General features: G+C 58.4%; 17 protein-coding genes. 6 read left to right on the top strand and 11 right to left on the bottom strand.

The features are described from left to right. Nucleotides 1-203 precede the first annotated feature (203 nt). Both Enr13x_RS06085 and sugE read left to right on the top strand, forming a co-directional pair. On the top strand, nucleotides 204-1,634 hold the full coding sequence (locus tag Enr13x_RS06085) for a sigma-54-dependent transcriptional regulator (RefSeq protein WP_145385190.1): 1,431 nt from the start codon (nucleotides 204-206) through the stop codon (nucleotides 1,632-1,634). 269 nt (nucleotides 1,635-1,903) lie between these two features. Continuing rightward, the gene (gene sugE / locus Enr13x_RS06080) at nucleotides 1,904-2,215 is read left to right on the top strand and encodes a quaternary ammonium compound efflux SMR transporter SugE (RefSeq protein WP_145385189.1); all 312 of its coding nucleotides are present in this window, start codon (nucleotides 1,904-1,906) and stop codon (nucleotides 2,213-2,215) included. Between the two features lie 77 nt (nucleotides 2,216-2,292). Here the strand turns inward: sugE and Enr13x_RS06075 are convergent, their stop codons facing one another. From Enr13x_RS06075 to metH, 3 genes are all read right to left on the bottom strand, one after another. Beyond that, nucleotides 2,293-2,712 (bottom strand): GreA/GreB family elongation factor, encoded by a 420-nt coding sequence (locus Enr13x_RS06075; RefSeq protein ID WP_145385188.1) that lies wholly within the window; start codon nucleotides 2,710-2,712, stop codon nucleotides 2,293-2,295. 133 nt (nucleotides 2,713-2,845) lie between these two features. Then, nucleotides 2,846-3,007: a hypothetical protein gene (locus Enr13x_RS37745; protein ID WP_197455830.1), complete on the bottom strand. Its 162-nt coding sequence runs from the start codon at nucleotides 3,005-3,007 to the stop codon at nucleotides 2,846-2,848. Nucleotides 3,008-3,314: 307 nt separating this feature from the next. Beyond that, nucleotides 3,315-7,004: a methionine synthase gene (gene metH, locus Enr13x_RS06070; protein ID WP_145385187.1), complete on the bottom strand. Its 3,690-nt coding sequence runs from the start codon at nucleotides 7,002-7,004 to the stop codon at nucleotides 3,315-3,317. A 155-nt stretch (nucleotides 7,005-7,159) separates the two neighbouring features. On the opposite strand from metH, the gene Enr13x_RS06065 reads away from it, so the two are divergent. The 3 genes from Enr13x_RS06065 (at nucleotide 7,160) to Enr13x_RS06055 (ending at nucleotide 10,176) form a co-directional block, all read left to right on the top strand. Then, nucleotides 7,160-8,938 carry an NADPH-dependent assimilatory sulfite reductase hemoprotein subunit gene (locus Enr13x_RS06065; RefSeq protein WP_145385186.1) on the top strand — a complete coding sequence of 593 codons (1,779 nt, stop codon included), beginning with the start codon at nucleotides 7,160-7,162 and terminating at the stop codon, nucleotides 8,936-8,938. A gap of 173 nt (nucleotides 8,939-9,111) precedes the next feature. Continuing rightward, the gene (locus Enr13x_RS06060; RefSeq protein ID WP_145385185.1) at nucleotides 9,112-9,693 is read left to right on the top strand and encodes a c-type heme family protein; all 582 of its coding nucleotides are present in this window, start codon (nucleotides 9,112-9,114) and stop codon (nucleotides 9,691-9,693) included. A gap of 48 nt (nucleotides 9,694-9,741) precedes the next feature. Continuing rightward, complete coding sequence (locus tag Enr13x_RS06055; RefSeq protein ID WP_145385184.1) at nucleotides 9,742-10,176, top strand: GyrI-like domain-containing protein; 435 nt, start codon at nucleotides 9,742-9,744, stop codon at nucleotides 10,174-10,176. A 68-nt stretch (nucleotides 10,177-10,244) separates the two neighbouring features. Here Enr13x_RS06055 and Enr13x_RS06050 read toward each other — a convergent pair whose 3' ends face one another. From Enr13x_RS06050 to Enr13x_RS06040, 3 genes are all read right to left on the bottom strand, one after another. Next, on the bottom strand, nucleotides 10,245-10,676 hold the full coding sequence (locus Enr13x_RS06050) for an RrF2 family transcriptional regulator (protein ID WP_145385183.1): 432 nt from the start codon (nucleotides 10,674-10,676) through the stop codon (nucleotides 10,245-10,247). Between the two features lie 84 nt (nucleotides 10,677-10,760). After that, complete coding sequence (locus tag Enr13x_RS06045; protein ID WP_145385182.1) at nucleotides 10,761-10,973, bottom strand: hypothetical protein; 213 nt, start codon at nucleotides 10,971-10,973, stop codon at nucleotides 10,761-10,763. A gap of 444 nt (nucleotides 10,974-11,417) precedes the next feature. After that, nucleotides 11,418-12,413, bottom strand: a complete 996-nt coding sequence (locus Enr13x_RS06040; protein WP_145385181.1) for an IS110 family RNA-guided transposase — start codon at nucleotides 12,411-12,413, stop codon at nucleotides 11,418-11,420. Between the two features lie 628 nt (nucleotides 12,414-13,041). Here Enr13x_RS06040 and Enr13x_RS06035 point away from each other — a divergent pair. Continuing rightward, nucleotides 13,042-13,311, top strand: coding sequence for a hypothetical protein (locus Enr13x_RS06035; RefSeq protein WP_145385180.1), 270 nt, complete (start codon nucleotides 13,042-13,044; stop codon nucleotides 13,309-13,311). Nucleotides 13,312-13,535: 224 nt separating this feature from the next. Here Enr13x_RS06035 and Enr13x_RS06030 read toward each other — a convergent pair whose 3' ends face one another. The 5 genes from Enr13x_RS06030 to meaB are packed head-to-tail and all read right to left on the bottom strand — an operon-like array spanning nucleotide 13,536 to nucleotide 18,065. Beyond that, the gene (locus Enr13x_RS06030; RefSeq protein WP_231744119.1) at nucleotides 13,536-14,681 is read right to left on the bottom strand and encodes a sodium ion-translocating decarboxylase subunit beta; all 1,146 of its coding nucleotides are present in this window, start codon (nucleotides 14,679-14,681) and stop codon (nucleotides 13,536-13,538) included. Then, entirely contained in the window at nucleotides 14,678-15,073 is a 396-nt protein-coding gene (locus Enr13x_RS06025; protein ID WP_145385179.1) for an OadG family protein, read from the bottom strand. The genes Enr13x_RS06030 and Enr13x_RS06025 overlap by 4 nt, the downstream gene beginning before the upstream one ends. 3 nt (nucleotides 15,074-15,076) lie before the next feature. Continuing rightward, nucleotides 15,077-15,466 carry a biotin/lipoyl-containing protein gene (locus Enr13x_RS06020; protein WP_145385178.1) on the bottom strand — a complete coding sequence of 130 codons (390 nt, stop codon included), beginning with the start codon at nucleotides 15,464-15,466 and terminating at the stop codon, nucleotides 15,077-15,079. After that, nucleotides 15,463-17,016, bottom strand: a complete 1,554-nt coding sequence (locus Enr13x_RS06015; RefSeq protein WP_145385177.1) for an acyl-CoA carboxylase subunit beta — start codon at nucleotides 17,014-17,016, stop codon at nucleotides 15,463-15,465. Before Enr13x_RS06015 ends, Enr13x_RS06020 begins: the two co-directional genes overlap by 4 nt. 32 nt (nucleotides 17,017-17,048) lie before the next feature. Then, entirely contained in the window at nucleotides 17,049-18,065 is a 1,017-nt protein-coding gene (meaB, locus tag Enr13x_RS06010) for a methylmalonyl Co-A mutase-associated GTPase MeaB (RefSeq protein ID WP_145385176.1), read from the bottom strand. Between the last annotated feature and the right edge of the window lie 8 nt (nucleotides 18,066-18,073).

The raw sequence follows: 18,073 nt of genomic DNA, 5'->3' as shown, positions 1-18,073 counted from the left end.
CGGACAACGCATTGCCTGGCAGCCTACACGGTGAAGCATTTTTTAGCGGTAGGGCGCGAGCCCTCCGGTGTGTTGGCAAAGATGAGGAACCGGAGGGCTCGCGCCCTGCCGCTATAACCCAAAGAAACACAGGGAAAAAATGCTTCACAGCGCTCCCTGGCAGGCCGCGTTCCGCTTTGGATCAGTTTCGCTAAACTTGATGGATGAACCAGCCACAACATCGCATCCTGATCGCCGACGACGAGCCGCTGTATCGCAACACCACGGCCGAACTGCTTCGCGACGAAGGCTATGAATGCGTTTGCGTCGAGAATGCCGACGACGCGATCCATGTCCTGGCAGAACACCGATTTGACCTGGTCCTTTCCGACCTGAACATGCCCGGCAATTTGAAGCTGGAACTGTTGCAGCAGGGCCGGACGCAGTATTCGCACATCCCGATGATCGTGGTCACCGGCGTGCCGTCGGTCACCAGTGCGATCGAGAGCGTTCGCCTGGGGATTACCGATTACTTGCTCAAACCCGTCAAGTTCGACGAGTTACTGACGGCGATCGAGCGGGCGATCGGGCAGCCGGCCCAGTCCGTCACGGCACAGTCCGCCACGGCCCAGTCCGCCACGGCCCAGTCCGCCACGGCACCGGCGTCCCCGTCCGGGGCTGCCAATCGGCCTGACGGGTTTTCAAACATCATCGGCCGGAGCGCGGCGATGACCGAAGTGCTGGACATCGTCGATCGTGTCGCGGTCAGCAACACGAACGTCTTGATCACCGGTGAAAGCGGTACCGGAAAAGAAGTGATCGCCCAGGCGATTCATGAGCGCAGCGGGCGTCGCGAAAACGCGTTTCAAATCATCGACTGCACGGCAATCCCCGAGTCGCTGTTCGAGTCCGTCGTCTTCGGACACGTCAAGGGATCGTTTACCGGAGCCATCAAAGACCAGCAGGGATTGCTGCGTCGTTGCGACGGCGGCACCGCATTTTTTGACGAGATCGGGGAACTCCCCGCCGCCTCGCAGGCCAAGTTATTGCGTGCGATTCAGGAACAGACCTTCACACCGGTCGGTGAAAACAAGCCGATCAAGGTCGACACGCGATTCGTCTGTGCGACCAATCGCGACTTGCACGCCGAAGTCGATGCGGGCCGTTTCCGCCAAGATCTGTTTTATCGGTTGGCGGTCATCCACATCGAATTGGCTCCTCTCCGCGAGCGGGGCGACGACGTCCTGTTGCTCGCCGAGCATTTCCTCAAACTCCTCCGTCCGCACGATTCGGCACTCCAAGGTTTTTCGGCGGAAACGTCGGAGTGCTTTCGGCGCTACCACTGGCCGGGAAACATTCGTGAGCTTCGCAATGTGATCGAACGTTCCACCGCGTTGGCTCGGGGCAACCGAATCGACGTGGGTGATTTGCCGCTGCAACTTCAACATCCAGATTCCCCCCCAACCGACACATCCGCCTTGGCCGAAATCTCTCGCGATGAAGCCCTCGATACGGCCGACCGAGCTTACCTGTCTGCATTGCTGAAGAAACACGAGGGAGTGATCGCCAGCGCCGCACGACAGGCCGGACTGTCACGCCAAGGATTGAACAAGTTACTCAAGCGACACAAGATCAGCGCGGATGAATATCGGTAGGATCGTCGGAACAACAAGTGGAAGAGGCTTGATCGGAAGTGGTTTCTTTGGCATGGTCGGGTGGATATTGCGTGGCCCGTTTTTCACCGACCGGTGGCGTCAATCGACGCGCAGGATGCGGAGGGCAGAAGCGGCACGACGCTCCCTGGCACGACGCCCCCAAAACCGCTAACGTTTTGGATTGATCCCGACTGCGCGTTGACCAAGGATCACCGATTGCCTTGGAACACCCCCAGATGAAACCGCCCCTCCGTCAATGATTGTCGCCTATGGCATGGATTTATTTACTGATCGCCGGCTGTTTGGAAATCGGCTGGGCGATCGGCTTGAAATACACCGACGGCTGGTCACGGTTCTGGCCGAGCGTGTTGACCCTGGTGACGATGATCGCCAGTTTCTATTGCTTGGCACTGGCTGTGAAAGAGATTCCGATCGGGACCGGCTATGCGATTTGGACCGGCATCGGCGCGGTCGGGACGGCCACGTTGGGGATTCTGTTGTTCGCCGAACCCGTCTCCGCGATGCGGATCGCCTGCATCGCGTTGATCGTCGCGGGCATCGTGGGTCTGAAACTTGCCTGATGCCCCATCGCACGCTGGCTGACTGGGATCGCAAGCTGGAAGCTTACGCCACTTGTTTTTGACCGCTGAATTCGAGTTTACAACTGGAACGCTCCGGCGCGTTCGGGTTGAAAGTAGATTCGGGTGACTCGCTTGTTTGTTTTGCAATGAAGCAAATGCAGGCTCACGCTCTGGCCGACGCGGCGTCCAAACACCGCTGCGCCCAGCGGCGACAGGATCGACAGCTTCCCTTCGGCAATGCATGCCTCGTCCGGATACACCAACGTGTAGGTTTCCGCGTCGTTTCGATCCAAGTCCAACAGCTCGACCGTCGAGTTCATCGTCACCACGTCCGGCACCATTTCCTCCGACTCGACTACCGAAGCCCGTGAGAGGGCGTTGTCCAGCTCCGTCAGGTGCGAGCGGCCGCCACCCAACGCGACGGCAAACTCACTCTGCAGTAGCGTCTGAAGTCGCTGAAGATCGACGCGGGTGACGGCAACGATTTGAGAAGTCATGGGGCTAGGTGGTGAGGGGACGATCGCGAGGAGCCTAGGTAAGCCGCAGGTTTCGATTCGACAAACCGACCGAGATAGCGGTCAACGTTTGTTATGGCGAGCACGTCGCCATCCCATCTCGCTCCGGTTGGTACTAAGCCAGTGCACGCAACAGGAGCGCCGCGGAGAACACCGCGATTAAGGTGAGTTGCCCGAATAGCATTTGATGAGAGGTGTCGATGGCGGCAGGTTCGCTGTGTTCGGCAGAACCGTCTTGCTGTTGACGGACCCGATGCTGTGGGTTGCGCATTAACATGATTGTGTCTACGGCAATGAGGAAAAGACGGGGCACCTCCATGGCGTAGGAAGTTTGATGAAGCAATCAGCATGCCAATCACTCGGATCAGCAGACGGAACACGTTTTCGCTGTGGAAATCCACGTTCCAGGCGGGAGAGTTGACGTCATCGAGTCGGTCGCCGCGTCAACCGGCGGTTCCGCGTCAACCGGCGTTGACGCAGAGGAGGGTGCCGCGGAAAAGGGGCTGGGTACCCGCTGGAATGCAAGAAATGCGACGAGACGGCGCCGCCGGATTGGCGTTAGTGGGCGTGAAAGACCTCCGTCCTCAATACGCCAAATTTGGCCCCAGCCAGCGCTGGATCTCTTCGATCGGTTTGCCCTTGCGATTGGCGTAGGCTTCGATCTGGTCTCGGGTCATCCGCTCGACCGTGAAGTAACGTGCCTGGGGATGACCGAAATACAGACCGCTGACGCTGGCGCCGGGCGTCATCGCGAAACTGCTGGTCAACTCGATCCCGGTCTGCTTCTCGGCGTCTAGCAGGTCGAACAGCGTCCGTTTTTCGGTGTGATCGGGACAGGCGGGATAACCGGCGGCCGGGCGGATGCCGCGATACTTCTCTGCGATCAGGTCTTCCCGGGACAGGCCTTCGGATTGGCCGAACCCCCAGTCGTCGCGGGCGCGCTCGTGCAGCATTTCCGCCAGCGCTTCGGCGAATCGATCGGCAACCGCTTGCACCATGATGGCTTTGTAATCATCGAGTTCGGCCTTGTATTTCAGCGCCAATTCCATCGCCCCGATGCCGGCGGTGACGGCGAAGCCGCCCAGGAAATCCTGGCGGCCGGATTCCCGCGGCGCGACGTAGTCGGCCAGCGAGCGAAAGTCCTTTTGTCCCTTGCGTTCCCATTGTTGCCGCAGGAAGTGCAGCCGCGTCAATTCGTGATTCCGAGTCGAATCGGTAAACAGGATCACGTCATCACCTTCACTGGCGGCGGGCCAAAATCCGTAGACGGCGTTGGCGGTCAGTGACTTGTTGGCGATGATCTCGTCAATCAATTGATTGGCGTCCTCGTACAGCTCTTTCGCTTGCCCGCCGACGACTTGGTCATTCAAAATTTTTGGGAACTTGCCTTTCAATTCCCACGTGCTGAAAAACGGCGACCAGTCGATGTAGGGCCGAATCTGTTCCAGGGGAATGTCTCGCAAGACGCGGGTGCCGGTGAACGACGGCGTGTCGATCGGGACGGAATTCCAATCGGTGACGAATCGCTTTTCAAGGGCTTCGGCATAGGGCACGAGTTTCTGCTTGCGATCACGAAAACTCTCGGCCAGTTTTTTTTGCGACGAGACATTCTCGGCGACGAATGCATCGCGGCCGTCGCTGAGCAAACGCTCGACGACGTTCACGCTGCGACTGGCGTCGAGCACGTGCAAGACGGGACCGTCATAGGCGGGGGCGATTTTAACGGCGGTGTGCTTGGCACTGGTCGTCGCGCCGCCGATCAACAGCGGCATCGTCATCCCGGTCCGTTTCATTTCGCGAGCGACGTGTGTCATTTCGTCCAGCGACGGCGTGATCAGCCCGCTCAGCCCGATCATGTCGACGTTTTGCTTGGCCGCTTCTTGCAGAATCGTTTCGGAGGACACCATCACACCCAAGTCGATGACTTCATAGCTGTTGCACTGTAGCACCACGCCCACGATATTTTTGCCGATGTCATGCACGTCACCCTTGACCGTCGCGATCAGAAACTTGCCGCGGGCCGCTTCGTGCAGCGTTCCCGCCAGTCGTTTTTCTTCCTCCATGAAGGGTTCCAGGTAGGCGACGGCTTTCTTCATCACGCGGGCCGACTTGACGACTTGGGGCAAAAACATCTTGCCGGCGCCGAACAGATCACCGACGACTTTCATCCCGTCCATCAACGGCCCTTCGATCACTTGGATGCAGCGATCGAAATGTTGGCGAGCGTCTTCGGTGTCCTGGACGATGTACTTGTCGATTCCCTTGACCAGTGCGTGCGTCATTCGCTCGGCCACCGGCGCGTCACGCCAAGCCAGGTCTTCCCCCGACTTTTTCTTGCCATCGCCCTTGACCGTTTCGGCGAATTCCAGCATCCGTTCGGTCGCGTCGGGGCGACGATTGAGTAGCACATCTTCGACGCGCTGGAGCAGGTCTTGGGGAATTTGCTCGTAGATATCCAACTGGCCGGCGTTGACGATTCCCATGTCCAGCCCGGCGTCGACGGCGTGGTACAAGAACGCGCTGTGAATGGCTTCGCGGACCGGATCGTTGCCGCGAAAGCTGAAGCTGATGTTGCTGACGCCGCCGCTGGTTTTCGCACCGGGACAGACTTGTTTGATTCGTCGCACGGCGTTGATGAAATCGACGGCATAGTTGTTGTGCTCGTCCATCCCCGTTGCGATCGTCAAAATGTTGGGATCAAAGATGATGTCTTCGGTGGGGAAGTGCAGTCGCTCGGTCAGCAGATCATAGGCCCGTTTACAGATGCGGACCTTGCTTTCTTCGTCGGCGGCCTGGCCTTGTTCGTCAAAGGCCATCACCACGGCGGCGGCACCGTATTGACGGACCAAGGCTGCCCGTCGCAGAAACTCGGTTTCGCCGTCTTTTAATGAGATCGAATTGACGATCGCTTTGCCTTGGACGTTGCGAAGCCCCGCCTCGATCACTTCCCATTTGCTGCTGTCGATCATCACCGGAACCGATGCGGCGACGTGATCACCGGCCATCAGACGCAGAAACCGAGTCATCGCCTCAACGCCATCGAGCATGCCTTCGTCAAAATTGACGTCGATGATGGTGGCACCGTTTTCAACTTGTTCCCGCGCGATTTCGACCGCCTCTTCGTATTTTTCATCTCGGATCAGGCGGGCGAACTTTTTGCTGCCCATCACGTTGGTGCGTTCACCGACCATGGTGAAGGGGACTTCCGGACGCATCACCAACGGCATCTGCCCGGACAGTCGCGTGTAAACGGGGCCAGGCGTGTCTTGTTTGGGCCGGCATCCTTTCACGCGATCGGCCATCGCCCGAATATGGTCGGGCGTCGTGCCGCAGCAACCGCCCAAGATGTTCACCCAGCCGTTGTCGGCGTACTCACCGACCTTGTCCGCCATCGCCTTGGGTCCAAGGTCGAATTCGCCCATCTCGTTGGGCAATCCGGCATTGGGATGACAGGAGGCGGGAATCTCGGCGACCTTGGCAAGTTCTTCGATGTGCGACCGCATCACGTCGGGACCGAGCGCGCAATTCATGCCGACCGAAAGCAACGGAAAGTGATTGATGGCCGTCCAAAACGCTTCGACACTTTGTGCGCTGACAAAGGTCCGGCCGCCATCGCCGAACGTGCCGCTGGCCATCACCGGAACCCGCCGACCACCGGCGTTGAAGAAGTCGGCGATCGCAAACAAACATGCTTTTAAATTCAACGTGTCGATCGCGGTTTCGGGCAACAGCACGTCGACCCCGGCGGCGACCAGCGATTCGACTTGAGCCCGGTAGCTGTCCACCATCGCCTGGAACGTCGTGCCGCGATACGCCGGATCGTCTTCGGTGCTGATCGCCAGCTGCTTGGTCGTCGGACCGATCGAACCGGCCACGAAACGCGGTTTGTCGGGCGTTCGTTCGGTCCACTCCTGGGCCGCGGTGCGCGCACACGCCACCGCCGCACGGTTGATCTCATCGACCAGGTCAAGCGGCAAGTCAAATTCGACCATCCCAACCGGGGACGCGCCGAACGAGTTTGTTTCCACGATGTCACTGCCGGCCTGGAAGTAGGCCCGATGGATGTCCGTGATCTTTTCGGGATGCGTCAGACAGAGGATGTCAGAAAAATTTTTCAGGTCCTTGTGGTGATCGGCAAAACGGTCGCCCCGCACGGCCGCCTCGTCCAACCCCAGACGCTGAATCATCGTCCCCATCGCACCATCAAGCAGCAGGATTCGCTCGCGGACCAGTGCGCCGAGGATGGATGTGTCGTGTGGTTCGGCTTGAATCATCGTGATCCTTCAAACGGGGGAAAACGTGTGGGCGCACACCGTGACGGCAGGGTGTACAGCTCGAGGTTGACACGGGCGCGACCGAGTCCTACAAACATGCACCCAAGATACATGTTTAGACGCTTTGCGTTAACCCGCGTGCTGAGAAGACATCCATGACCGATGAGCAGTCGAAAAAGTCGAAGGTCGAATTGATCAAAGAAGCCAGCGTCGGGCTGCGCGGCACTATCACCGAAGAACTGGCCGACGCGACGACCGAGCATGTCGCCGACGCAACGACAAAATTACTGAAATTTCACGGCACCTACCAACAAGACGACCGCGACCTCCGCAAGCTGCGCCGCAAAGAAGGGCTCGGCAAGGCGTATTCGTTCATGGTCCGCAATCGCATTCCCGGCGGAAAGATGACGGCGGCACAGTTCCTCGGTGAACTCGACATCGCCGACGAGTTGGGCAACGGCACGATCCGGATCACGACGCGGCAGAGCATTCAATTGCACGGTGTGGTCAAGGGCAACCTGTGGGACGTGATCCATCGCATCAATGCAATCAAGCTCTCCACTCAATCGGCGTGCGGCGATGTGACGCGGAACGTCTGCTGCTGCCCCGCTCCGTTGCGGCACAACGGTTTGCGCGATCAACTGCAACGGCTGGCCGACGAGATCGCGGTGCATGTTCGGCCGACAACCAAAGCCTATCACCAGATCTGGATCAAAGATCCGGAGACGGGCGCGCGTGAGCAGGTCGCCGGGCCGCCGAGTGAGCCCGAACCCGATCCGATTTACGGCAAAGCCTACCTGCCGCGCAAGTTTAAAATCGGTCTCGCCTTATGCGACGACAATTGCATCGACGCTTACGACAACGACATCGGATTGTTGGGCGTGACCGAGGGCGAAACGTTGATCGGATTCAACGTCCTGGCCGGCGGCGGCATGGGGACCACGCCCAGTAAAAAACAGTGTTTTCCGGCGCTCGCGAAACGTCTCGCGTTCATCCAAACCGAACATTTGCTGCCGGTCATCACCGCCATCATTCTCGTGCAACGTGACTTCGGCAATCGCGCCGACCGCAGCCAAGCGCGGATGAAGTACCTGATCCACAACTTGGGTGTGCTGGCCTTCAAAGCCAAGGTGGAGGACTACCTGTCCCAAGCCGAGGCGATTTGCGGCGTCGCCGAGGGCACGGTGCCACGGCCCTTGCCACAGCCGCACCCGGCTGATGTGACCGGTCACGATGACCACCTGGGCTGGCACGAACAGGGCGACGGAAAGTGGTTTCTGGGGCTGCCGATCGAAAATGGTCGCGTCAAAGACGAGGGAGAGCTGCGGTTGAAAACGGCGCTGCGAATCTTGTTCTCCGATCATGTCACCAACGCCCGCCTGACCGCACAACAAAACATCTTGTTGTGCGACATCGAATCGCATCAGCGGGCGACGATCCAAAAGGTGCTCGCCGATCACGGTGTCGTCACCGTCGACCAAATCAGCAACACGCGGCGATTTGCGTTCGCGTGCCCCGCACTTCCGACGTGCGGTCTGGCGGTGACCGAGAGCGAGCGGGCACTGCCCGGCGTGATCGACGAAGTGGAGGCGGAACTGCGCGAACTGGGCTTGGCCGACGCACAGTTCACGATCCGGATGACCGGCTGCCCCAACGGCTGCGCACGGCCCTACAACGCCGACATCGGTCTGGTCGGCCGCAGTGTCGATGGCAAGACCGGCGAGGGGCGATACACCGTTTTCCTGGGCGGGAATCTGATCGGCACGCGAATGAATGCGGTGTTCAAGGACCAAGTCCCACGCGGAGAAATCGTTGCGACGTTGCGTCCCGTGTTCATCCACTTTCAAGAGAATCGTCAAGGCGAGGAGACCTTCGGCGACTTCTGCGATCGGATCGGGGTGGAAGCCTTGGCGAAGGTCGGACAAGCGGTCTGACCGGCGCCGGTTCATCGGCACAACGCGGCGATGGTGCCGGCAACGTGCGGCAAGCGGATCGCGAAAGCGAGAACTGAAGAATTGACAAGGGCAGCTCCGCCAATCAATAATGCACACCGACGTGCAGATTTAAGCACCTCGTCCATTCCCCACCCTTGATTCAGGAAATCCCCATGAAACGCCTTCCCCTGCTTGCCTGTTTTGTCGCGACGCTGGCCCTCTCGCTGGCCAGCGAATTCCCCTGGATGATCCGGCCGGTTGACGCACAAGAACCAGCTGCCACCGCGCGGGCCGACGCTGCCAACGCTGCGAAGAAGCCAGGCAGAAAAGCGGTCGAGCGATCGCGCAAGACGGTGCAAACGTTGGACAACATTTTTAAGCAAACGATCGTCTTGGTGACCGACAAGTACGTCAACGACGATGACGATTTTGCGGCCGGCAGTGCAGCGGTGTTGTTGTTCAAGAAAATTTCTGATGCCAGCGACAACACGATTCGGTTGATCGACGCGACGGGGGATCCCTATGAATCCGACAATGTCGCCAAGGATGAATTTGAAAAGCAGGGCATCAAGAAGTTGAAGGCCGGGGCCAAGGGGGTCGACGAGGTCGTCACGCTGGACGGCAAGCATTACTTGCGCGCCTTGACACCGGTACCTGTCGTCATGCAAAAATGCGTGATGTGTCACGCACACTATGAAGATGTCGCCGAGGGCGAGCCGATCGGGGCGATCAGTTACACCGTGCCGATCGAGTAGCCGACCTCGCCCTCTCAATCGCATCAAAACGAGTAGCCTTGAGCCCTGATGAACACCGAAACGCACCCCTCCCGAACGTTGTACGGCATCCAAACGCGGACCTCCAACGAGACGCCGCATGAGATCGCGGCGCTTTGGCAGCGATTCATGGCCGACGGCATCGCCGACGAGATCCCAGAGCGGGCCGACGATCGACTGATCGCGGCCTACTTCGACTACCAGGGCGATCACACTCAGCCGTACACGTTCTTCCTCGGATGCGAAGTGATCGACGTCGATTGCGCTCCCGAGGGTTTTGCACTGCGTTCGTTGCCGGCCGGACGCTATGCCGCCGTCCAGGCTCGTGGCCCGATGCCGAAAACGCTGATCGAATCGTGGCAGCAAATCTGGCAGAGCGACCTGCCGCGCAGCTACCTCGCGGACTTCGAAGTCCATGACCCATCCCAACCGGATGAAGTCGCCATCTACATCGGTGTGCAATGACGGATCCATAACGTGGCGTAAGCTTCCAGCTTGCGATCCAGGCAACGCAAACTGGAAGCTTACGCCACTTATTCAATCGACGCTTCGACGCGATTGAGTTGTCGCCGCGTCGGAATCACCTCTGCGAGCGTGATGCCTTGGAGATACTCCTGCTGCAGACGCTCGGCCTCTGCCAACACCCCCTTGAGTTTGCAGAACGAGTGGATCACACAGGAGTCATCGCTGCCGACGCATGACAGCAGATGGGTGTCGGATTCCATGGTCGCGATCACATCACCGACCGATATTTCTTCCGGAGCACGCGCCAATTCAATTCCGCCGCCGATGCCGCGTGTGCTTTGGACATAGCCCGCCCGGGCGAGCAGATTGACGACCTTGGCGACGTGATTCGTCGAAATACCGAATAACGTGGCAACATCCGCCACGTTGGCTCGCTCCGTGCGTGTTGCCAGGAACATCAACGTCCGCAAGGCATAGTCGGTCTGGGTGGTGAGCTTCATGGGATTCGCAATCGCAACGCGTCCCCCCCGCTCTTAGAGGTCGCCTAAGCTGTACAAAAGATACTTGTTTCGGTAAGCCTAAACCTAACGGGTATTTCGGTCAACGGACCGCGCGGTCGTGATGGCCTGACGCAGTCGCTCAAGCACCTCCGGCGGACTGAGGCCTTGATGGACGCATACGTACCGCAACGATTTGCCGGCACAGCTGATGTCCAATCTCAAATCACCGAAGACTCCCGTGGTTTCTGGATGCTCGATGATCCATTCGGGAATGCTGCTGTCGAGGTCACAATTCATGTTTCAAGTGTAGCAAAATCCGCCCGAAAGGAGCATTCCAGCACGTGGCGTTCGCCAAGGGGCGTCGATTTTATTACTGCAAGAATCATGGCTCCCTTCTCCCCCACAAATCGCAACAAGCTTGCTTGTCGATTTGTGGGGGAGAAGGGCTGGGGATGAGCGACGGTCTTAAATTGTGGCAAGAGGTCAGATCGAAAATCTTGGATTTTTCGATTCCGAGATCCAGTGTGGTCAGGGGCCAGCCCCCGAACCCCCGAGATTTTCTTAGGCATTGCGCCGGTGTTCAATGATTTTTGGAAATTTGGGTGACGCGATTGTTGCGCAGCAGTAAACTTGAGCCGCTGGGTGAAACGCAACAGGGCTCTGCAGAGATGCAACCGTGCCAGGGATAACTCAGTCGCCGGTGTGTCAATGACGCATCGAGCACGTATGGCGACTACGGTCCTAGTTTAGCGACGGTGCCGTAGTCGCCTTTTGCTCCTTTTTCGCATTGACCTGAGGGTTCTTCCATGATTCGCCGCAGTGAATCATGTTGTTGAGAATCGTCAGGAGTTTGCGCATGCTCGCTACCAAAGCTAACTTTTTGATTTTACCTTTGGCGATAAGCCGATCGTAGAAACGTTTGATGACTGGGTTGTGTTTCGTTGCAACCAGTGTCGCCATGTAGAGCACGCTTCGGACTTGTGAACGTCCACCTCGGACCTTTCGTTTCTTGTCGCTCTTGCCTGTTTGGTTGGCCAACGGAGCAACACCGACAAGTTTGGCAATTTGACCTCGGTTGAGTTGTCCCAGTTCTGGCAGCTCGGCCAGGAGTGTCGCAGCGGTGACTGGACCAACTCCACTGACGCTGAACAAGATTTCTACTTTGGGATCGACTTTACTGAGGTCCTTGAGCATCTTTTCGATGCGTTTGTCGAGGCTTTTTAGCTGCTTTTTCAGGTGCGAAATCGTTTCCTTGATTTGTTGAGCGGCAAACTTGTCACGGGTTTGACTGAGTCGGTTTTGCTCCTGGGAGAGCAAATCTTTCACTTGGGTTCGACGCCGCACTGTTGAAAGAAATTCTTTCTCTTGCGCCGTGCGAGGAGGTGTCAGATGGATTTCCACATCTTCGCCAAAACGGCGGATCATGAATGCATCGATCACATCGGTCTTCTCCAAATAGCCATGCCCTTTGGCAAAGTCACGGACCTGCCTCGGGTTGGCCACGCAAATCGGTACACCAGCGTCGTGAGCAGCCTCCACAATCAGATATTCGTAGCCGCCAGTTGCTTCACAGACAACCAATGTATTTTCAGTGTCTTGGATTCTCTTGAACAGCTTTTTGCTGATCGCTGAAATCGTGTTGGGCAATTGTTTGGCAATCTTTCCTGCGGAGTCATTGACATCAATTTTGTCTGACGCGACGTCAATACCAATGACACGGTTGTACTTCTGTTTCATAGTTAAGTCCCATCCTAGTGAATACGATCTGACCACATGCGATAACGCGATTGGGTCGATCGAGCGACGGTTCGGGTTCAAAACGAACTGCTGTGCGACTCAAGCTCATCCACGGCGTTGAATACCACCTAGGGGAAATTACGATCTACACAGCAGTGTTGGGAAACCGCTGCAGGCAGCCACCCAACATCGACAGCCCAAACGATGATCAAATCGCCTGGAATTGCCAGTCAGGCGAGATACTAGGGGGCTGGTGATCGGTTATGCAGTCCACATCGATCGTCGCTGAAGTCGCTAAGCCTTTCGCGAGCCGCCGGCCCTCTCTGGCGTTTGCTTGCTGTGCAAACGCCGTCTCTCCCAGAGGGAGAGAATCTAAATCGGTTGCCAAATCCTGCAGTAAAAGAATCGACGTCCCATGGCGCGTGCTGATTGTGGATTCACCACGCCGCTCGCCCACGCGTCCCGCTGGGATGCCGGTCGCCCACGCGTCCCGCTGGGGTGGCAACCCGCGTTGCCGGCGTCAACCTGGGTTGACGGTTTTTGTGCCCGAACAGCGGTTTTGGCAATCCTTTCGCCGTCGGTCCAAATGTTGCTCTGGTGGTGAGGGTAACCATGAGAGGGCACCACGATGATTCATGCACTGATCGCCAACTGCAATTCGAAGCCCCATCCGCCAGATCGACCAGCGGTGACGGATCCGTCGCCGAACCAAACGCGGCGGGAATCCACTGCCGTTCAACAAGCCGATCTGGATCCTCCGGGACTGCTCAGCCGTGAAGAGCTGCGGATCCTCCTGCTCCTGCTACCGTTGTTGATTCTGTCCGTTTCACCACCGATCGTGTTGTTCGTGTTGCACTGGTTCCATCCGGAACTGATTCTGATCGAGACGACGCCGTGATCCGTTGCGATCGGGTTGGCAGAATGATGGGGAACGCTAGGAAGCATCTTTTCCCTGTGTTTCTTTAGGTTTTACCGGCAGGGCGCGAGCCCTCCGGTTCTTCATCTTTGCCAAAACACCGGAGGGCTCGCGCCCTACCGCTAAAAAATCCTTCACAGCGTAGAATGCATCCAGGTTTCCCATCATTCTGCCCCGTATCATTCTGCCTCCTTGCTTCTCGTCCACTAATTCGCCAACTGTGACCACAACACACCGGCGGCGATGGCTGAACCGATCACGCCGGCGACGTTGGGTGCCATCGCGTGCATCAACAGATAGTTGCCGGGGTCTTCTTCTTGGCCGACCAATTGCACCACGCGAGCTGATCCGGGGACCGCGGACACGCCGGCGGCACCGACCAGCGGATTGATCTTTTCTTTCAAAAACACGTTCATCAACTTGGCGAACAACACGCCGCACCCGGTCGCAATCGCAAACGAAACGGCACCGAGCACGAAGATCAAGATTGACTCGCCCTTCAAAAAGTACTGGGCGGTCGTGCTCGCGCCGACACAAAACCCGAGCAGGATGGTGACGATGTCGATCATCGCCGTGCGTGCCGTCAGCGCCAGCCGGTCGGTGACCGCGCATTCTTTCAACAGGTTTCCGAAGAACAGCATGCCCATCAGCACGATCGAGCCGGGCGCCAACAAGGTGCAAATCAGAAAGGCGACGATCGGAAACATGATCAGTTCCTGACGCGTCACCTTGCGCGACGGTTTCATCCGAATCAAACGTTCCTTTTTCGTCGTCAGCAATCTCATGATCGGCGGCTGAATCACGGGCACCAGCGCCATGTAGGAATACGCCGCGATCGCGATCGCCCCCAACAGTTCGGGGGCCAGATTCGATGCGAGGAAAATCGCCGTGGGACCGTCGGCGCCACCGATGATCCCGATCGCGCCGGCCTGCTGGGGTGTAAACGCCAGACACAGCGCGCCCAGGTACGTCAGGAAGACGCCGACTTGTGCCGCGGCACCCAACAGCACCAGTTTGGGATTGGAGAGCATCGTGGAAAAATCGGTCATCGCGCCGATGCCTAAGAAGATCAACGGCGGGTAGATCTCTTTCTCGACCCCGAAATACAGAAATCGAAGTACGCTGTCTTCGGCGTAGACCAGCGGCACACCGGACTCGGTCGGCATGTTGCCGACGATGACACCGAAACCGATCGGGATCAACAACAGGGGTTCGTAGCGTTTGGTGATCGCCAGATAGATGAATCCCAGGGCGATCACCATCATCACCACGTTGCCCAGTTCCAGCCCTGCAAAGGCCGTCGTCTCGTACAGCTGGACCACTTTCTGGCTCAGGTATTCCATGACGTTCATTTGGGGTCTCGATGTTGAATGCGGTGCGACATGTGATGCTTCATGCGTCCTTCCAGGGACCAGGCATACTCGCCGGTTCCCAAGCCACGGATCTTGACGATCCGGTGCGGTCGATCCAACGCTTCGGCGACCGCGGCGGCGATAACCACCAAAATCTCTTCCGGCAGTTCATCGTCGTGAACGACCGGTGACGCGGCTTGGGGTGCGAGTTCGGGTTGAATGAAGGGTGCAACCAGACGCGGCAGGACGGTGATAAAAACGACGATCAGCACGAGCGCCGAAAAGACCACGACGATGCCCATGATGGCCATCGGAATCCCATGTTCTTCTGTCAGGGGCGCCCACGAAAACTCGATCAGCCGTTTGCTTTCCTCTTGAGCGAGCAGCAACATCACTTACTCCAGGACGACAAGGGTTTGGCCTTCGGCGACAGAATCACCCTCCGCGACATCGACACTTTTCACCGTGCCGGCGACCGGCGCGGTGATCTGGTTTTCCATCTTCATCGCTTCCAGGATGACCATGCCTTGTCCCCGCTCGACCGCGTCACCGGGCTTGACCAGGATCGATCGAATCGCGCCCGCCATCGGGCTGGTGACCGCGCCGCTACCGGCGGGCGGCTGGGCTTTCGTCGGCGTCTGGCGGGCGATCGGCGCGGGCGCTGCGGCGCTCGGAGCCGCCGCGGGCGCAGGCCGCGTCGGAACCGGATACGCTTCGGTCTCGCTGAGATCCTCCACGGTGACGTCGTAGGATTTATTTCCGACGGTGATGCGTAATCTTTTCATAGCGGAATCAAACCATGCTTCTTAGGAGGACGGGTCTCGCTTTTGTTCAGCGTGTTCTGCAGTGCAAGTGACACGACCGCTCGGGTCTGCGCCGGGACGATCACATCGGTGATCATTCCGTGGGACGCCGCCAAATAGGGCGACGCAAATCGGTCACGGTACTCTTGGATGAATTGTTCACGCATCGCCGCTTTGTCGTCTGCCGCGGCCAGCTCTTTGCGGTACAGCACGTTGACCGCACCTTCGGCACCCATCACCGCGATCTCGGCGGTCGGCCAGGCAAACACCATGTCGGCTTTCAAATCGCGGCTGCACATCGCCAGGTACGATCCGCCGTAGGCCTTGCGGATGATGACGGTGATCTTGGGCACGGTCGCCGATGCGTAGGCGAACAACATCTTGGCCCCGTGACGAATGATGCCGCCCTGTTCCTGGCCCACGCCGGGCAGGAACCCAGGGACGTCGACCAAGGTCAACAGCGGGATGTTGAACGCGTTGCAAAAACGAATGAACCGGGCCGCTTTGTCCGAAGCGTCGATGTCCAGCGTGCCCGCTTTCACGTTGGGCTGGTTAGCAATGATGCCCGCGACCACACCATCGACTCGTGCAAAACCCACGATAATGTTGGGGGCAAATTCGCGATGGACCTCCAAGAAACTGTCTTTGTCCGCGATTCGCTCGATCACCGCGTACATGTCCATCGGGTCTTTGATGTTCTCCGGCACCACGTCGTTCATCGACAGATCCGGATCCAGACACAGGTCTTCCACGAGGGCGTGCGGCGGGTTCTCTGCGTTGTTCTGGGGCAAGTAGGACAGCAATTGCTGGACGATCTGCATGGCGTGCTGGTCGTCATCGGCGACGAAGTGAACGTTTCCACTGATGCTGGCGTTGGCCGCCGCGCTGCCGATTTCCTCCATCGTGCAATCGACGCCCGTTGCCGCCTTGATGACCTGCGGCCCGCAGATGAACATGTTGGCGTTCTCACGCGTCATCACCAAGAAATCCATCAGCGCCGGCGAGTAAGCCGCTCCGCCGGCACAGTTGCCGGCGATCACCCCGATTTGCGGGACACAGCCGGAAAGCATGACGTTGCGATAGAAAACCTGCCCGTATCCCGACAACGAGTCGACGGCCTCTTGGATCCGTGCACCGCCGGAATCGTTGATCGCGACAAACGGCATCCCGCTTTCGAGCGCGTAATCCATGATGTCGCAAATCTTCTTGGAGTGACGCATGCCCAACGCGCCGCCGCCGACGGTCGCATCCTGGCTGAACGAAGCGGCCGGCCGACCGCCGACGCGTCCCACTCCGGTGACCACGCCGTCACAGGGCATCGGTTTGTTCTCCATCCCGAATTCATGACAGGAATGATCGACGTGCATTCCCCATTCTTGAAACGTGTCGGCGTCGAAAAAGTTATCCAGTCGCTCGCGTGCCGAAAGCATTCCCTTTTCGCGGCGTTTGGCGTGCCGGCTTTCGCCACCGCCCGCACGCAGTTTTGCGCGGCGTTCTTCTAGCCCAGTCAAAAACTCTTTTCGAATACTCATGGTACTGCAGTTCTATTTCCGTCAGGTCTAAATTAAATGCCGCAAGGTTCCTGCATGCCGAACGTCTGTAGGATTTTGCTGGCCGCTGCTTCGGGCGGCAGGCTGCCGGCAAGCACTTCGGATTCCAGTCCTTCGCGGATGCGGCGGACGCCGGGATGCTTGCGGAGGGCTTGCTTCATTCGGTCTTCGATGATCGCCCACAACCAGCGGACTTGTTGTCGACTTCGCTTGGCGGCCAAGTCGCCACCGGATTTCATCGCCGTGTAACGCTGCTGGACGGCCTGCCAGACGGCATCGACCCGCTGGTCGTGTAGCGCGCTGCAGGTCAGCACCTGCGGCGGATGATCTTGTTTTCCCAAAATCGAATGGATGGCCATTTCGTATTGGTGGGCGGCCAGTTCGGCGGCTTTCAATGTCGCGGAGTCGGCTTTGTTCACCGCGATCACATCCACCAGTTCCAACAGCCCGCGTTTGATTCCCTGTAGATCGTCTCCGGCGCCGGGCAACATCAACGCTAAAAAGCAATCGGTCATTTCCGCCACCATGGTTTCGGATTGCCCCACGCCGACGGTTTCAACCAACACGATTTCGTAACCGGCCGCTTCGCACACGAGTAAACTTTCACGCGTCTTGCTGGCCACGCCGCCGAGCGTTCCCGCCGAAGGGGAGGGACGGATGTAGGCGTTGGGTTCGGCCGCCAGTCGCGACATCCTGGTTTTGTCACCCAGGATGCTGCCACCGCTGATGCCGCTCGATGGATCCACCGCCAAGACCGCCACCCGTCGCCCCTGCGCGGTCAATTGCAATCCGAGCGCCTCGATGAAGGTGCTCTTGCCTGCTCCCGGGGCGCCGCTGATGCCGACGCGGATGGCGTTGCCGGTGTAGGGCAACAGTCGCGTCAACAGCGTCTCGGCTTGCCGCTGGTGCTCGGGATTGTTGGATTCAATCAACGTCAACGCTCGCGGCAGTACCGTGATGTCACAGTCGCGGACCCCGACAAAGTAATCCTCCGTCGTCAATTGACGGCGTCGTGGAACATCACGCTTCATGCTGAATT

This window comes from Stieleria neptunia (genome assembly GCF_007754155.1).
Classification (GTDB): domain Bacteria; phylum Planctomycetota; class Planctomycetia; order Pirellulales; family Pirellulaceae; genus Stieleria; species Stieleria neptunia.
This window is presented reverse-complemented; position numbering and strand designations above follow the sequence as displayed.

Bases quoted from the DNA above. Each gene is read 5' to 3' on its own strand.
- Enr13x_RS06050 (WP_145385183.1), bottom strand. From the start codon at position 10,676: ATGAAGCTCACCACCCAGACCGACTATGCCTTGCGGACGTTGATGTTC.
- Enr13x_RS06040 (WP_145385181.1), bottom strand. From the start codon at position 12,413: ATGAAACAGAAGTACAACCGTGTCATTGGTATTGACGTCGCGTCAGAC.
- Enr13x_RS37745 (WP_197455830.1), bottom strand. From the start codon at position 3,007: ATGTTAATGCGCAACCCACAGCATCGGGTCCGTCAACAGCAAGACGGT.
- Enr13x_RS06055 (WP_145385184.1), top strand. From the start codon at position 9,742: ATGAACACCGAAACGCACCCCTCCCGAACGTTGTACGGCATCCAAACG.
- Enr13x_RS06025 (WP_145385179.1), bottom strand. From the start codon at position 15,073: ATGTTGCTGCTCGCTCAAGAGGAAAGCAAACGGCTGATCGAGTTTTCG.
- meaB (WP_145385176.1), bottom strand. From the start codon at position 18,065: ATGAAGCGTGATGTTCCACGACGCCGTCAATTGACGACGGAGGATTAC.
- Enr13x_RS06085 (WP_145385190.1), top strand. From the start codon at position 204: ATGAACCAGCCACAACATCGCATCCTGATCGCCGACGACGAGCCGCTG.
- sugE (WP_145385189.1), top strand. From the start codon at position 1,904: ATGGCATGGATTTATTTACTGATCGCCGGCTGTTTGGAAATCGGCTGG.
- Enr13x_RS06075 (WP_145385188.1), bottom strand. From the start codon at position 2,712: ATGACTTCTCAAATCGTTGCCGTCACCCGCGTCGATCTTCAGCGACTT.
- Enr13x_RS06015 (WP_145385177.1), bottom strand. From the start codon at position 17,016: ATGAGTATTCGAAAAGAGTTTTTGACTGGGCTAGAAGAACGCCGCGCA.
- Enr13x_RS06020 (WP_145385178.1), bottom strand. From the start codon at position 15,466: ATGAAAAGATTACGCATCACCGTCGGAAATAAATCCTACGACGTCACC.
- Enr13x_RS06030 (WP_231744119.1), bottom strand. From the start codon at position 14,681: ATGAACGTCATGGAATACCTGAGCCAGAAAGTGGTCCAGCTGTACGAG.
- Enr13x_RS06035 (WP_145385180.1), top strand. From the start codon at position 13,042: ATGATTCATGCACTGATCGCCAACTGCAATTCGAAGCCCCATCCGCCA.
- Enr13x_RS06045 (WP_145385182.1), bottom strand. From the start codon at position 10,973: ATGAATTGTGACCTCGACAGCAGCATTCCCGAATGGATCATCGAGCAT.
- metH (WP_145385187.1), bottom strand. From the start codon at position 7,004: ATGATTCAAGCCGAACCACACGACACATCCATCCTCGGCGCACTGGTC.
- Enr13x_RS06060 (WP_145385185.1), top strand. From the start codon at position 9,112: ATGAAACGCCTTCCCCTGCTTGCCTGTTTTGTCGCGACGCTGGCCCTC.
- Enr13x_RS06065 (WP_145385186.1), top strand. From the start codon at position 7,160: ATGACCGATGAGCAGTCGAAAAAGTCGAAGGTCGAATTGATCAAAGAA.